Annotated in this window: 13 protein-coding genes; all 13 read right to left on the reverse strand. The window is 68.2% G+C overall.

Annotated elements, in window-relative coordinates:
* Positions 1-101 precede the first annotated feature (101 nt).
* Genes murB through ACQHGV_RS10515 form a run of 13 tightly spaced genes read right to left on the reverse strand, consistent with a single transcriptional unit; the run spans position 102 to position 13,972 of the window.
* Positions 102-989 carry a UDP-N-acetylmuramate dehydrogenase gene (murB, locus tag ACQHGV_RS10455; RefSeq protein WP_440978146.1) on the reverse strand — a complete coding sequence of 296 codons (888 nt, stop codon included), beginning with the start codon at positions 987-989 and terminating at the stop codon, positions 102-104.
* On the reverse strand, positions 986-2,401 hold the full coding sequence (gene murC, locus ACQHGV_RS10460) for a UDP-N-acetylmuramate--L-alanine ligase (protein ID WP_409787276.1): 1,416 nt from the start codon (positions 2,399-2,401) through the stop codon (positions 986-988). The genes murB and murC overlap by 4 nt, the downstream gene beginning before the upstream one ends.
* Entirely contained in the window at positions 2,398-3,549 is a 1,152-nt protein-coding gene (gene murG, locus ACQHGV_RS10465) for an undecaprenyldiphospho-muramoylpentapeptide beta-N-acetylglucosaminyltransferase (protein WP_440978147.1), read from the reverse strand. Before murG ends, murC begins: the two co-directional genes overlap by 4 nt.
* Positions 3,546-4,775 carry a peptidoglycan glycosyltransferase FtsW gene (locus tag ACQHGV_RS10470; RefSeq protein WP_183951724.1) on the reverse strand — a complete coding sequence of 410 codons (1,230 nt, stop codon included), beginning with the start codon at positions 4,773-4,775 and terminating at the stop codon, positions 3,546-3,548. Before ACQHGV_RS10470 ends, murG begins: the two co-directional genes overlap by 4 nt.
* Positions 4,772-6,085, reverse strand: a complete 1,314-nt coding sequence (gene murD / locus ACQHGV_RS10475) for a UDP-N-acetylmuramoyl-L-alanine--D-glutamate ligase (RefSeq protein WP_440978148.1) — start codon at positions 6,083-6,085, stop codon at positions 4,772-4,774. The genes ACQHGV_RS10470 and murD overlap by 4 nt, the downstream gene beginning before the upstream one ends.
* Positions 6,082-7,152, reverse strand: coding sequence for a phospho-N-acetylmuramoyl-pentapeptide-transferase (gene mraY, locus ACQHGV_RS10480; protein ID WP_183951726.1), 1,071 nt, complete (start codon positions 7,150-7,152; stop codon positions 6,082-6,084). Before mraY ends, murD begins: the two co-directional genes overlap by 4 nt.
* Entirely contained in the window at positions 7,152-8,531 is a 1,380-nt protein-coding gene (locus tag ACQHGV_RS10485) for a UDP-N-acetylmuramoyl-tripeptide--D-alanyl-D-alanine ligase (protein WP_440978149.1), read from the reverse strand. The genes mraY and ACQHGV_RS10485 overlap by 1 nt, the downstream gene beginning before the upstream one ends.
* Positions 8,528-8,692, reverse strand: coding sequence for a hypothetical protein (locus ACQHGV_RS10490; RefSeq protein WP_440978150.1), 165 nt, complete (start codon positions 8,690-8,692; stop codon positions 8,528-8,530). The genes ACQHGV_RS10485 and ACQHGV_RS10490 overlap by 4 nt, the downstream gene beginning before the upstream one ends.
* Complete coding sequence (locus tag ACQHGV_RS10495; RefSeq protein ID WP_409787264.1) at positions 8,689-10,119, reverse strand: UDP-N-acetylmuramoyl-L-alanyl-D-glutamate--2,6-diaminopimelate ligase; 1,431 nt, start codon at positions 10,117-10,119, stop codon at positions 8,689-8,691. Before ACQHGV_RS10495 ends, ACQHGV_RS10490 begins: the two co-directional genes overlap by 4 nt.
* A 10-nt stretch (positions 10,120-10,129) precedes the next feature.
* On the reverse strand, positions 10,130-11,848 hold the full coding sequence (locus ACQHGV_RS10500) for a peptidoglycan D,D-transpeptidase FtsI family protein (RefSeq protein ID WP_440978151.1): 1,719 nt from the start codon (positions 11,846-11,848) through the stop codon (positions 10,130-10,132).
* Positions 11,845-12,450 carry a hypothetical protein gene (locus tag ACQHGV_RS10505; RefSeq protein ID WP_440978152.1) on the reverse strand — a complete coding sequence of 202 codons (606 nt, stop codon included), beginning with the start codon at positions 12,448-12,450 and terminating at the stop codon, positions 11,845-11,847. The genes ACQHGV_RS10500 and ACQHGV_RS10505 overlap by 4 nt, the downstream gene beginning before the upstream one ends.
* Before the next feature lie 44 nt (positions 12,451-12,494).
* Positions 12,495-13,475 carry a 16S rRNA (cytosine(1402)-N(4))-methyltransferase RsmH gene (rsmH, locus tag ACQHGV_RS10510; RefSeq protein WP_440978153.1) on the reverse strand — a complete coding sequence of 327 codons (981 nt, stop codon included), beginning with the start codon at positions 13,473-13,475 and terminating at the stop codon, positions 12,495-12,497.
* Positions 13,472-13,972, reverse strand: coding sequence for a division/cell wall cluster transcriptional repressor MraZ (locus tag ACQHGV_RS10515; RefSeq protein ID WP_440978154.1), 501 nt, complete (start codon positions 13,970-13,972; stop codon positions 13,472-13,474). The genes rsmH and ACQHGV_RS10515 overlap by 4 nt, the downstream gene beginning before the upstream one ends.
* Between the last annotated feature and the right edge of the window lie 455 nt (positions 13,973-14,427).

Below are 14,427 nucleotides of genomic sequence, written 5' to 3' on the forward strand. Positions count from 1 at the left end.
CAGCCGCAAGCTGGTGGAGGGGCAAGCCCCTCGCCCCTCCACCACCGCTTCGCGGCGGTCCCCCTCCCCATCGGAGATGGGGAGGAATGGGGATGCCGTCTTCACTTCGCCACCCCAACGCGCTGGATTTCCCATTCGAGCGTCACGCCCGACTGAGCCTTCACCTTGGTCCGGACCTCTTCGCCCAGCGCCTCGATCTCCGCCGCGGTGGCGTTGCCGAGGTTGAGCAGGAAATTGCAATGCTTCTCCGACACCTGCGCATCGCCCAGCGTCAGCCCGCGACAGCCCGCCGCATCGACCAGCGCCCAGGCCTTGTGGCCATCCGGGTTCTTGAAAGTCGACCCTCCGGTCTTGGAGCGTAGCGGCTGCGATGCCTCGCGCGCGGCGGCGATGCGGTCCATCTCTGCTTGGATGTCGGCGGGTTCGGCGGCGTAGCCCCGGAAGGTCGCCTCGACCACCACCGTGCCGTCGGTCAGGTTGGAGTGGCGATAGGTGTATTCGAGATCGGCGACGCCCAGCGTCTCGACTGTACCATCGCGGCGAACGACGGTGGCGGAGGCCAATACGTCCGCCACTTCGCGACCGTAAGCACCGCCATTCATCCGCACGAAGCCGCCGACCGTGCCGGGGATCGAGCGCAGAAACTCCAGCCCGCCGATACCCGCGTCGCGCGCGTTGGACGAGACGAGAATGCCCGAGGTGCCGCCGCCACAGGTGATAAGGTGCCCCTCCCCTGCCCGCGCATAGCTGAACGGCTTGCCCAGACGGATCACCACGCCCGGCACGCCGCCGTCGCGCACGATCAGGTTGGAGCCTAGGCCCAACGCCATGACCGGCACCTCGCCCCCGAGCTTCTTCAGGAACGCCGACAGGTCATCAACGTCCTTGGGCTCCAGCAGATATTCGGCCGGTCCGCCCGCCTTGAACCACACCAGCGGCGCCAGCGGCGCTGCCGGGGTCAGTCGGCCAGCGGTGTCGGGCAGGTTCATCGGCGCGCCTCGATCGCGCTCGCCAGACCAGCCGCCCACTTCGTGATGTCGCCCGCGCCCAGGCAGACGATCATGTCGTCCGCGCGGATCGATCCCGCCAGTTCCTCGGCCAGCGCGTCGGCGTCGGCCACGGTCGCGGTCGAACGATGCCCGCGCCGCTTCAGCCCCTCGACCAGCGCGGAGGCGTCGACGCCCTCGATCGGCTGCTCGCCCGCCGCATAGACCGGGGTCACCAGCACGCGGTCGGCGTCGTTGAAGGCGGTCTGGAATTCCTCCATCAGATTGCCGAGACGGGTGAAGCGATGCGGCTGCACCACCGCGATCACGCGACCGCGCGCGCCTTCGCGGGCGGCGGCCAGCACCGCGCGGATTTCGACCGGATGATGGCCGTAATCGTCGATGACGGTCGCCGTGCCGCCGTCCACCGCGATCTCGCCGACCTTGGTGAAGCGCCGCTTGACCCCGCCGAACTGACCGAAGCCCTGCTGGATGGTCGCGTCGTCGATGCCCAGCTCCAGCGCGACGCCGATCGCGGCCAGCGCATTCTGGACATTGTGGCGGCCAGGCATGGGCAGCTCGATCCCCTCGATCGACCGGCTGGAGCCGTCGCGGTGGCGGATGATCGCCTCGAACCGGTTGCCGCCGGGGATCGGCGTGACGTTGACGCCGCGCACGTCCGCCTGCGCCGAGAAGCCATAGGTCACGACGCGCCGGTCGCGCACGCGCGGCAGGATGTTCTGCACCTCCGGGTGGTCGAGGCACAGCAGCGCCGCGCCGTAGAAGGGCACATTCTCGACAAACTCTACGAACGCGTCCTTCACCCGGTCGAACGAGCCATAATGGTCGAGATGCTCGGGATCGATATTGGTCACGACCGCGATCGTACCGTCCAGGCGCAGGAAGCTGCCGTCGCTCTCGTCCGCCTCGACCACCATCCAGTCGGAGGCGCCCAGACGGGCATTCGAGCCATAGCTGTTGATGATGCCGCCATTGATGACGGTCGGGTCGACGCCCCCGGCATCGAGCAGCGCCGCGACCATCGAGGTGGTCGTCGTCTTGCCATGCGTGCCCGCCACCGCAACGGTGGACTTCAACCGCATCAACTCGGCCAGCATCTCGGCACGGCGTACCACGGGGATGCGGCGTTCGAGCGCGGCTTCGACTTCGGGGTTGGAGCGGGTGATCGCGGTCGAGGTCACGACCACCGCCGCATCGCCCAGATTGTCCGCCGCATGGCCGATGGCAACCGGGATACCCTTGTCCCGCAGGCCCTGCACGACATAGCCCTCGGCCACGTCCGAGCCCTGCACCCGGTAGCCGAGATTCTTCATCACCTCGGCGATGCCCGACATGCCGATACCGCCGATCCCGACGAAGTGGATCGTGCCGATATCCGTGGCGACGCCCTTCATGCGCCTGCTCCCGCCAAATTCCGTGTCCCTTGTGATTTGCCCACCGGCAAGACCATGCGCGGCGCGTCGAGGCTTTCGACCAGATCGGCGAGATCGCTCGCCGCCTCGGGCCGGCCGCAGGCGCGGGCACGGCCCGCCGCATTCTCCAGCGCCGCCGGGTCGAGGCCCAGCTTCTGCATCTGTTTGGCCAGTTCGACCGGCGTGAAGTCCTTTTGCGCGATCGTCCGCGCGCCGCCCGCCCTGGTCATCTCGCGCGCGTTCGCCGTCTGGTGATCGTCGGTCGCGCTGGGTAGCGGCACCAGGATCGCCGGGCGACCCGCGACCGTCAGCTCGGCCAGCGTCGAAGCCCCGGCCCGCGCGATCACCAGATGCGCCCAGGCGAGCTGTTCGGGCAGGTCGGGCAGATAGGTGGCGAGTTCGGCCGGGATCTCATGCTCGGCGTATTTGGCGCGCACCGCGTCGATGTCTTCGATCCGCGCCTGATGCGTCACCTGCAACCGCCGCCGGAAGGTGACCGGCAGCATGGCGAGCCCATCGGGCACGACCTGGCTGAGGATGCTCGCCCCCTGGCTGCCGCCAGTGACGAGGACGCGGAAGATACCGTCCTCCTCCAGGAGCGGATAGGGGCGCGACCGAAGCGCCAGCACCTGGTCGCGCACCGGATTGCCGATCAACCGCGTCTTGGCCGCATGCTTGGCATTCAACCGCTGCGTATCCTCATAGGACAAGGCGATCGCATCGACCTTGCCCGCGACCAGCCGGTTGACCCGGCCCAGCACCGCGTTCTGCTCGTGGATCGCGGTCGGGATGCCTTCCGCGAACGCCGCCAGCAGCGCGGGCATCGCCGGATAGCCACCGAACCCGATTACCGCCGCCGGGCGGAAGGTCTTGTAGAGTTCGCGCGCCATCGCCCGGCCGCGCCACATCTCGCGCAGCGCCTTGGCCCAGCCGACCGGCCCGCCCGCAAAGCGCCCGGCGGGCAGGACATGCGTCTGGATATCCTCGAACAGCCCCGGAAAGCGTACCCCACGTGCGTCCGACACCAGCGCCACGCGGTGCCCGCGCCGGGTCAGCTCGGCCGCCAGCGCGGCGGCGGGGACCATATGGCCGCCGGTACCCCCGGCGGCGAGGACGAAGTGACGGCTCATTGCCCGCTCCACCTGACTACATAGGGGCTGCGCGTCAGGAACGGGTTGCGCCGGGTGAATGCCAGCAACAACCCCATCCCGATCGACAGCGCGATCATCGACGAGCCGCCATAGCTGATGAACGGCAGGGTCATCCCCTTGGACGGAGCGAGCCCCGTATTCACCGCCATCGAGATCAGCGCCTGCGCGCCGAACTGCACCGCCAGCCCGGAGGCGGCGTAGAGCTTGAACTCGTCCTGTTCGTCAAGCAGCTTCACGAATACGCGAACCACGATCGCCAGAAAGACGAGCGCGATGATGGCGCAGGCGATCAGCCCGAATTCCTCGCCGATCACCGAATAGATATAGTCGGTATGTGCCTCCGGCAGGCCGAACTTGGCCGCACCGCCGCCCGGCCCGGTACCGGTCCAGCCCCCGGCGGTCAGCGTGTTGTGCGCGGCATTGACCTGGAAATGGTCGGCCGCACCCTCGCCATCGACGTCGGGGAACAGGAAGGCGTTGATGCGGCTGCGCGCCACGCCATAGAACATATAGGCCATGACCAGCCCGATCGGCGCCAGCGACCCGATCGCCAGCATCACGCGCATCGGCGTGCCCGAGATCATCAGCAGCGCGATCCAGACCAGACAGAAGACGATCGTCTGCCCGAAATCGGGTTGCAGCATCAGCAGCCCCGCGACCAGCCCGGTCATCCCCATGGTGATCAGCGTGGCAGGCAGATCGCGTTCCTTGGCCTTCAGCGACAACAGCCAGGCGGTCGTCACGATGAACATCGGTTTCAGGAACTCGGACGGCTGGAACTGCGCGATGCCCACCCCGATCCAGCGCCGCGCGCCGTTGATCTCTACCCCGATAAAGGGCGTGACCGCCAGGATCGCGATCAGCACGCCGGTGCCCAGCACCGCCATGCGCCGCGCGGTGACGACCGGCAGCATCGACACGCCGAACAGCACGGGTAGCGAGACGCCGACCCACATCACCTGTCGCCAGAAATAATAGAGCGGCGTGAACTTCCGATGCTCGCCCGAATAGCGCATCGCGGTCGCGGGGCTGGCGGCAGCGACCGCGATCAGCCCGATCGCGATCAGGAATAGGGTGAGCAGCAGCAGCACCCGGTCGATGTCCCAGAACCAGGTGCCGAGCGGCGAGCGGTCGCCGCGCCCACCGCGTCCCTTCATCGATCCGATCAGGCCGGGACGCGGTGCCTTGGGCGTGCGGTCGGTCATGCCAGCGCCTCCACGGCGGCGCGGAAGGCATCGCCGCGCCCTTCGTAATCGCGAAACTGGTCGAAGCTGGCGCAGGCCGGCGACAGGAGGACCGTGTCCCCCGGCCGCGCGGCGGCGGCGGCATGCGCGACGGCTGCCTCCAGCGTGCCCGACTGCTCGACCACCGGGACCTTGTCCTTCAACAGGTCGAAGAACAACGGCGCGGCCTCGCCGATCGTATAAGCCGCGACGACATGATCCAGATGCGCGGCGCAGGCGTCGAGGTCGTCGCCCTTGCGCTTGCCGCCGACGATCCAGTGGACGCGGGGGAAGGCCGCCAGGGCAGGCGCGGTGGACTCGGGATTGGTCGCCTTGGAGTCGTTGACGAAGGCCACGCCATGCCGGGTGGCGACATGCTGCATCCGGTGCGGCAGGCTGGCATAGCTGGCCAGTCCGGCCTCGATCGCGGCCGCGTCGATCCCCAGCGCCCGCGCCACCGCGATGGCGGCCTGCGCGTTCTGGGCATTGTGCGGCCCTTGCAGCGCCGGCCAGCGGCGCTGGTCGATCACCATGTCCGGCGCGATCGTCACGAGGTCGTCGGTGCGGCCCGCCAGCCCTTGCGCGATATTGGCCGAGGCCTCGTCGCCGGTGCCGACCACCGCGACATGGCCCGCCGACTGCATCGCGAACAGGCGCGCTTTGGAGGCGGCATAGCCCGCAAAGCCGTCATAGCGATCGAGATGATCGGGCGTGATGTTCAATAGCACCGCCACGTCGCAATCAAGGCTGGACGTCAGGTCGATCTGATAGCTGGACAGCTCCAGCACATAGACCCCACCTCGGGGCAGAGGCTCCTGCCCCAGGATCGGCAGGCCGATATTGCCGCCCATCAGGGTCGGGACGCCCGCCGTCTTCAGGATGTGATGGACCAGCGCGGTCGTGGTCGACTTGCCGTTGGTGCCGGTGATGCCAACGACCTTGTGCGGCGGCAGGTCTTTTCGCGCTTGGGCGAAGAGTTCGATGTCGCCGATGACGGGCACTCCCGCCGCGCGCGCGGCGGCCGCCAGCGGATGAATGTTGAGCGGAACACCCGGCGAGACGATCAGTGCGTCAATCTCTGGATCTATCCAGTCGGAAAAATCGTCGATGAACAGCCGCTCGCCGCTCAAATGCCCCCATTGCGCGAACACGGCCTCGCGCCTTGCCGCATCGTCATCCCAAGCCAGTACGTCCGCCCCGCTGGCCAACAACGCAGAAACGGTCGCGGCGCCGGAGCGCGCCAGCCCCAGCACCGCGAAAGTCTTGCCCGCCCAGTCGCTTGCGACGATCATCGCAGCTTCAACGTCGACAGGCCCGCCAGCATCAGCACCAGCGCGATGATCCAGAAGCGGATCACCACCGTCGGCTCCGACCAGCCGAGCTGTTCGAAATGATGGTGGATCGGTGCCATGCGGAACACGCGCTTGCCGGTCCGCTTGTAGAAGAAGACCTGGATGATCACCGACAGCGCCTCGACGACGAACAGGCCGCCGATGATGCCCAGCACGATCTCGTGATGCGCGACGACCGCGATGGTGCCGAGCGCGCCGCCCAGTGCCAGGCTGCCCGTATCGCCCATGAACACCGCCGCCGGGGGCGCGTTGAACCAGAGGAAGGCGAGACCCGCGCCGATCACCGCACCGCAGAAGATGGCGAGCTCACCGGCACGCGGGACATGCGGGATGCCGAGGTAATCGGCGAACTTCACGTTGCCGACCAGATAGACGATGACCAAGAACGCCACGCTGGCGATGATGACCGGCATGGTCGCAAGGCCATCGAGGCCGTCGGTCAGGTTCACCGCATTGCCGAACGCCACGATCGTGAAGGCGGCGAAGACAGGGTAGAAAATGCCCAGATCGATGTACATGCGCGTGGTGAAGGGCAGATAGAGCGGCGTACCGTTCTGCCCCATGATGATCCACGCCGCGATGCCCGCGATCAGGAACTCCAGCAACAGCCGCGTCCGCCCCGATACGCCGGCGGTCGAGGCTTTGCGGACCTTGTCATAATCGTCGAGGAACCCGATCGCGCCGAAGCCCAGCGTCACGAAAAGGCACGCCCAGACGAAGGGATTGCTCAAGTCCATCCACAGCAGGATCGACATCGCCATGCTGGTCAGGATCATCAGCCCGCCCATAGTCGGCGTACCGCGCTTGGCGAGGTGCGTCTGCGGCCCGTCGGCGCGGATCGGCTGCCCCTTGCCCTGGCGGACGCGCAGCCAGCCGATAAAGCGTGGACCTATGATCAGGCCGATGAGCAGCGCGGTCGCGATCGCCGCGCCCGAACGGAAGGACAGATAGCGGATGAGGTTGAGAAGGCCCGGAAACCCGAGATGCTCCGCGATCCAGTACAACATTATCCTTGCGCCCCGCCCCGTCGAGATTCCTGGCCCAGAGCGGCGACGACGCGCGCCAGCCCGACTCCGTTGGACCCCTTGATCAGCACCACGTCATCGGGCGCGATGATCGAGGCCAGCGCGGCGTGCGCGGCCTTTGCGTCGGTCACATGGACGAAATCGACCCGCCCCTCAAGCGCGGCGGCCAGCGGCGCCATCGATTCGCCGACGAGCAGCGCCTTTTCGACGCGGGCGGCGAGGATCGGTTCGGCGAGACCGGCGTGATAGTCGGCCGAGTCGTCGCCCAGTTCGCGCATCTCGCCGAGCACGGCGACATGCCGCCCCGGCTCCTCGGCCAGCACCGCCAGCGTGGCGCGCATCGAGGCGGGGTTCGCGTTATAGCTTTCGTCGATGATCAGCGCGCCGTTGCCGGCCCGGAACCGCGCGCCGCGCCCAGCGAGCCCGCCCAGTTCGGCCAGTGCCAGACCCGCCAAGCCCAGATCGCCGCCCGCCGCGTCGACTGCCGCCAGCACCGCCAGCGCATTGGACACCCAATGCCGCCCCGGCTGCGACAGAGTGAAGTTCAACTCGCGCTCGCCGATCCGGGCGGTGACGAAGCTGCCGCCATTGGGGCCGCGCATCGCCTCCATCGCATGGACGTCGGCTGCGGGATCGAAGCCGAAAGTCACGATCCGCGCGGCATAGGGCCGGGCGGCGGCGATCAGCCGGTCGCGATGCGGGCTGTCATAGGGGATGATCGCGGTGCCGCCCGGCTCCAGCCCCCGGAAGATCTCGCCCTTGGCGTCGGCGATGGCGGATTCGTCGGCGAAGAATTCGGTATGCGCGGGCGCGATGGCGGTGACGATCGCGATGTGCGGGCGCACCATCCCGGTCAGCGCGGACAGTTCGCCCGCATGGTTCATCCCCATCTCGAACACGCCCGCGCGAACGTCACGCAGCATCCGCGCCAGACTGAGCGGCACGCCCGTATGGTTGTTGTAGCTCTTGACCGAGCGGTGCACCCGCCCCTGCCAGCCACGTTCGAGCGCGGCGTAGAGCGCTTCCTTGGCGCTGGTCTTGCCGACCGATCCGGTGACGCCGATGATCGTCGCCTCGGTCCGCGCCCGCGAGGCACGGCCCAGATCCTCCAGCGCGCGAAAGCTGTCGGCGACTTGGACGTGCGGGTGGGCGGTATCGGCGCTGACCAGCGCACCCGCCGCGCCCTGTGCAAAGGCCTGATCGAGGAAGCGGTGGCCATCGGTCGCCTCGCCCAGCATCGCGACGAACAGATCGCCCGGTCCGACCTCGCGGCTGTCGAAGGCGACGCCCGTGACCGCGAACGCGCCCGACGCCTGTCCCCCGGTCGCGGCGGCGATCTCGTCGGCGGTCCACAGGCTCATGGCTTTTCTCCGGGGCGCGCGCCGTAATGCAGCGACAATTTGCGACGAGGCCGCTCGACGGGCTTGGCGGCGATCGGCGCGGGCACGGGCGTGGCGTCGTTCGCCACCGCGACGGGGGGTTCGACCGGCTCGGCGGCGGGTACGTTGGCGGCGGTCGTCATACCGCGCACTCGCGCGCCACCGCGACATCGTCGAAGGGCAGGACGAGATCGCCGACGATCTGGCCCTGCTCATGCCCCTTGCCCGCGATCAGGACGATGTCCTGCTCGCCCGCCTCGGCGATGGCGGCGGCGATGGCCTCGCGGCGGTCGCCGATCTCGATCGCCCCGGTCGCGCCGCGCATGACCTGCGCACGGATCGCGGCGGGGTCCTCGGTACGCGGATTGTCGTCGGTGACGATCACCCGGTCCGCCTGCATCGAGGCGACCTGCCCCATCGCCTCGCGCTTGCCGGGATCGCGGTCGCCGCCCGCGCCGAACACCACGATCAGTCGACCGCCGGCATGGGGTTTCAGCGCCGCGATGGCGGCCTCCAACGCATCGGGCGTATGGGCGTAATCGACATAGACCGGCGCACCGCTGCGCGCGATGGCAGCCCGTTCCAGCCGGCCACGCACCGGCTGCAACCGGGCAAGATTGGCCAGCGTCGTCGCGACATCGCCGCCGGTCGCCAGCACGAGGCCGGCCGACACCAGTGCATTGGCCGCCTGATAGGCGCCGATCAGCGGCAGCTGGACCTTGTGGGTCGCGCCATGCTCGTCTTCGATCACCAGGCCCTGGCCAAGCAGCGTCGGATGCCGCTCGACCAACTTCAGCGTCGATCCGCGCGTGCCGACTGTGATCAGATTGTTGCCGCGTGCGCGCGCCAGATCGATCACCCGGCCGCTCTGGACGTCATCGGCCCAGACGACCGCTGTCCCGGTGGGCGAGAGCACCTCGGAGAACAGCCGCATCTTGGCCGCCAGATAAGCGCCCATATCGCCATGGTAGTCGAGGTGATCGCGCGACAAATTGGTGAAGGCCGCCGCCGACACCTCCAGCCCCTCGGTGCGATACTGGGTCAGGCCATGACTCGACGCCTCGAACGCCAGATGGGTCACCCCTTCGCGCGCGAGGCCAGCGACGTTGGACAGGAAGGTGACGACATCGGGCGTGGTCAGCCCGGTATAGGTCCGCTCGTCGGCGGTGGTCACGCCCAGCGTGCCGATCGAGGCGGCGTGATGCCCGGCCATGCGCCAGAGCTGGCGCGTCATCTCGACGGTCGAGGTCTTGCCGTTGGTGCCCGTCACCGCCACCGCCGTGGCCGGGAACGGCGCGAAGAAGGCGGCGGCCAATTGTGCGAAGGCGGCGCGGGGTTCGTCCGACGCGATATGCACCGCGCCCTCGACGGTCACGCCGGGCCGCGCGACGACCGCGATCGCGCCGCTGCGCACCGCATCGGCGATGAAGTCCTCGCCATTCACCCGTGCGCCCTGAAAAGCGCCGAAGATGGTGCCGGGGGCGACCTTGCGATGGTCGATCGCGAAACCGGTGACGAGGGCGTCGCCGCCCTCGCCCGAAATGCCGTGGTCCAATTGGTTCAGTTTCATGCCATCGCCCTTATCGGCCATCGATCGGCGGCCGGGTCGGGTCCTGCCACAGGGTGGGTAGAATGTCGGACACGTCGATGTCCTTGTTCGCATCCGGCACCACGCCCAGCATCGCGCCGACCCGCGTGATGGTGCGGCCGACGACGGGCGCGGCGTTCCAGGCTGCGGTCTTCCACCCGAACGTCTCCTTCGTACCCTGTGGCGAGTCGAGCATCGCCACGACGACATAACGCGGCGCATCCATCGGGAAAGCCGCGGCGAAGGTGGCGACGTTGCGCGACCGGTCATAGCCGCCCGCCACCGCCGCCTCGGCCGTGCCCGTCTTGCCGCCGACGCGGTAGCCCGGCGCATCGCCCTTGCGACCCGTGCCGCGCATCACGATCAGACGCAACATCTGGCGCATCTTGAAGCTGGTCGCCTCGCTGATCACGCGGCGGCCCTGCGGCGCGTGACCGGGCGCGACCTTCATCAGCGTGGCCGGGCGCCAGATGCCGCCATTGACCAGCGTCGCATAGGCCGAGGCGAGATGCAGCGGCGTCACCGCGATGCCATGGCCATAGGCGGTCGTCATCGTCGTCGTCCGCGCCCAATAGGTCGGCAGCAGCGGCCGGCCCTTTTCGCGCAGCTCGATATCGGGCTTGGTGTCGAAGCCCAGCTTCTTGAACATCGCCTGCATCCGCTGCGGCCCGATCTCGTCGGCGACGCGCGCGGTGGCGATGTTGGACGAATAGATCAGCGTCTCGGCCATGTTCAGCCAGCGCTTGGGGTCGCCCGCCTCGTCATGGATGGTATAGCCGCCGACCTTGAGCGGATGGGTCGCGTCGAAGCGGCGCTGCATGGAGGTGACGACGCCATTCTCGATCGCGGTCGCCATGGTGATCGGCTTGAAGGTCGAACCCAGCTCGAACACGCTCTGCGTCGTGATGTTGCGCAGTTCCTCGGTGCCCGCCATGCCGACCCGGTTGGGATTGAAGGTCGGCATCGATACCATCGCCACGACCTCACCGGTATGGACGTCGAGCACGATGCCGCCACCGGCGCGCGCGCGGAAGGTGTTCATGGCGCGGCCCAGCTCGCTCTCCATCGCCGCCTGGACGCGGGTGTCGATGGACAGCGCGACGGGCTGGCCCGCGCGGGCGGGGTTCAGCAGCCGCTCGTCGAGCACGCGCTCCATGCCGCTCATGCCGTGGCCATCGGTCGACAAAAAGCCCAGCGCATGCGCGGCCAGCGTCGATTGCGGATAGAGGCGCTGCGTCTCGCGGTCGAAGACGATGCCCGGCTCGCCGATCGCGTTGACCTGCTCGACCAGCGTCGGGCTGGCGCGGCGTTGCAGATAGACGAAATTGGCCTTGCGGGTGATCTGGTTATAGAACCAGGCCTGGTCGCCGCGATCGGGCATCAGCGCGGCGAGGCGCGCGGCGATCTCCATCGGATCGCCGATCAGCTTCTTGGGGTGGACCGCGATCGTCCAGCTGTCGATCGTGCGGGCCAGCGGCGATCCGTTGCGGTCGACGATATCACCCCGCGCGGCTAGCGTCGCGGTGCGCTGCGCCCCATCGGCGGGCCCGGCGAAGATGGCGAGCAGGGTCAGCCGCCCGATCACGACCAGCACGGCCGCGCCGAACAGCATCATCAGCATCATCAGCCGCATATGCGTCGTCGCGACCAGCGCATGGCGCTGGCCGGCGGTACGTTGGCTGGTGGAGGGACGCGCGACGAGAACGCTCAACGCTGCCGCCGCGATTCGGACTTGGCCCCCTTCAGGATGTCACCCAGCGTCGTGTCGGACAGCAGCTGACGGTCGAGCATCGCCACCGCCTGCGGCCGCACCTTGGCGACGGCGGCGGCGGTGCGCACCTGCGCGATCGGCGCGGGCTTGCCGACCTTGGCGGTCACGATCCGCTCGGACACGGCCTTGACCACCTGCGGCTTGGGCAGGTCGACCTTGGCCAGCTTGACGACGGGGGCGGGCGCGATCGTCTGGATGTTGGGCTGGGCGGCGGGAACGGGCAGCGGCTCGACCGGCTGCGGCTGCGAGGGGACGAGAAGGGCGGCGGTCTGGATCGCGCCGCCGGCCGGCCCGCGCGTCACGTCGAGCGAGGCGAGCTGCGTCTCGTCCCCGACGAACTGGCCCGCGATCGGCGCGGTCAGGGCCAGCGTGTCGCCGTTCCACTTCTCGAGCTGCGCCAGGTTCGCGCGCGTGTCGAACTCGGTCTCCAGCGCGCGGATGTCGCGCTCGGCGGTGCGGATGCGCGTGTTGACGTCGTCGAGCTTCTTGCGCTCCGCCGCGACCTGGAGCGAGACCAGGTAGAAGCCCAGGACGACCGCCACGCAGCTCCCGAACCACCCTATCCCCTTCAACCGATACGCCGCCGTCATACGCCCAACTCCTGAGTCAACTCGCCCCCCGGCGCCCACCCTTGCCCCGCCGACCAGGCGGGGGATTCCGTTCGCGTCGCGAAACGCAGCGTGGCCGAACGCGCGCGCGGGTTGCGCGCCAGCTCGGCGGCGCCTGCCCGCACGGCCTTGCCGACCGCGGTAAACGTCGGTGCCCGCGCCGCCGCCTGCTGCGGCAGATGGCGCGAGCCGCCCGGCAACTGACCGGCCCGCTCCCGGAGGAAGCGCTTCACCATCCGGTCTTCCAGACTGTGGAAGGTCACAATCGCCAATCGGCCACCCGGCTTCAACGCGCGCTCGGCCGCCGCCAGCCCCTCGGCCAGTTCGTCCAGCTCGCGGTTCACATGGATGCGGATCGCCTGGAAGGTCCGCGTCGCCGGGTCCTTCTTGTCATGCGGGCGATAACCGAGCGCACGGCGGACCACGGCGGCCAGCTCGCCGGTGCGGGTCAGCGGGCGGGCCGTGACGATCGCCTGTGCCACGCGGCGCGAACGCGGCTCCTCGCCATAATGATAGAGGACATCGGCGATCGCGGCTTCGTCGGCAGTGTTGAGGAAGTCGGCCGCCGACTCGCCCGCCTGCGCCATGCGCATGTCGAGCGGCCCATCGCCCTGGAAGGAAAAGCCGCGCTCCGCCTGGTCGAGCTGCATCGACGACACGCCAATGTCGAGCACGACACCGTCGACCGGTGCCGGCAGCGCCTGGTCCAGCCCGGAGAACTCGCGGTGGACCAGAGTCAGCCCCGGCTCGGCCTGGACCAGCGCCTGGCCATTGGCGATGGCATCGGGATCGCGATCGAAGGCGATGACCTTCGCCCCCCGGCCCAGCATCGCACGGGTATAGCCGCCTGCCCCGAACGTGCCGTCGACATGCGTCTCGCCGGGCGTGATGGCGAGCGCATCGAGCACTTCGTCGAGCAGGACGGGGATGTGCGGGGCGTCGTTGACGGTGGGGCTCACAGCGCGATCCCCTTTTCGTGGCAGTGGAAGCGCGCGGCGGAGATCATCTTGGCCGGCAGGCCCGGCGTCTCGACCAGCGTCTTGGGGTCCCAGATTTCGATATAGTCGAACGTGCCCCAGAAAAAGGCGTGCGCGGTGATGCCGGCATGGAAGCGGGGAAAGCCCGGCATGATGAAACGGCCCGAACCGTCGAAGGGCACGGCTTCGCCATTCGCCAGATCGCGCTTGATATTGTAATCGATCCGGCCATCGGGACCACGCGACATCTCGGTCCGTGCGTCCAATTCCTTTTTCAGCACCGCGACATAACCCGGGTCATAAGCGATCAGACAGCGCTCGGTTTCGTGAACGGCGATGATGATCGTTCCGCCGTCTTTTCCATCGGGGCGCGGCGCGTTCTGAGCCAGGGTGGAGCGAAGGGCGTTAGGGATGGCAACACGACCCTTGTCGTCGACAAGGCCAATGCCACTTCCCTGATACAAACCCCGTTCGGACACGCCAACCTCGCACATGGCGCGCACGGCCTCACTGCCCCGAACCACGACCCTCGCCGCGATCCGACCATCTTACGACAACAGTGAGCCTGCCCCTCTGTTGGAATAAGATTTACCTATAGCAACAGCGGGAGGCAACGGGATTTTTGGGGATAAGCGGGGAAATCACCCCGAATATGGGACTTATGCGATGAACCGCCGGGCGCATGACGGGAAACGCGCCCAAGCCCATTAACCACAAAGCCCGGAAATCCGGGCTTATGGTGCCCTTTCCCCGATTTTCCCAGGCGATTTGCGGCGGTCGTTCGGCGCGACACGCGGGCCCGAAATTTTACGATCGAGCCGGCATCTCCGGGTCCGGAATCGGCATGTTCCCGATTCGGTCCGGAATGGACGGACCTGGGCTGAATCGGCGCTCGCCTTACTCCTGACCTGGAAGGAGTGATGGCAGGCCGAAA

This window comes from Sphingomonas pseudosanguinis, from assembly GCF_052056765.1.
GTDB classification, from domain to species: Bacteria; Pseudomonadota; Alphaproteobacteria; order Sphingomonadales; family Sphingomonadaceae; genus Sphingomonas; species Sphingomonas pseudosanguinis.

Excerpts from the sequence above, each read along its gene's own strand:
- murB (WP_440978146.1), bottom strand. The coding sequence starts at position 989 with ATGAACCTGCCCGACACCGCTGGCCGACTGACCCCGGCAGCGCCGCTG.
- murC (WP_409787276.1), bottom strand. The coding sequence starts at position 2,401 with ATGAAGGGCGTCGCCACGGATATCGGCACGATCCACTTCGTCGGGATC.
- murG (WP_440978147.1), bottom strand. The coding sequence starts at position 3,549 with ATGAGCCGTCACTTCGTCCTCGCCGCCGGGGGTACCGGCGGCCATATG.
- ACQHGV_RS10470 (WP_183951724.1), bottom strand. The coding sequence starts at position 4,775 with ATGACCGACCGCACGCCCAAGGCACCGCGTCCCGGCCTGATCGGATCG.
- murD (WP_440978148.1), bottom strand. The coding sequence starts at position 6,085 with ATGATCGTCGCAAGCGACTGGGCGGGCAAGACTTTCGCGGTGCTGGGG.
- mraY (WP_183951726.1), bottom strand. The coding sequence starts at position 7,152 with ATGTTGTACTGGATCGCGGAGCATCTCGGGTTTCCGGGCCTTCTCAAC.
- ACQHGV_RS10485 (WP_440978149.1), bottom strand. The coding sequence starts at position 8,531 with ATGAGCCTGTGGACCGCCGACGAGATCGCCGCCGCGACCGGGGGACAG.
- ACQHGV_RS10490 (WP_440978150.1), bottom strand. The coding sequence starts at position 8,692 with ATGACGACCGCCGCCAACGTACCCGCCGCCGAGCCGGTCGAACCCCCC.
- ACQHGV_RS10495 (WP_409787264.1), bottom strand. The coding sequence starts at position 10,119 with ATGAAACTGAACCAATTGGACCACGGCATTTCGGGCGAGGGCGGCGAC.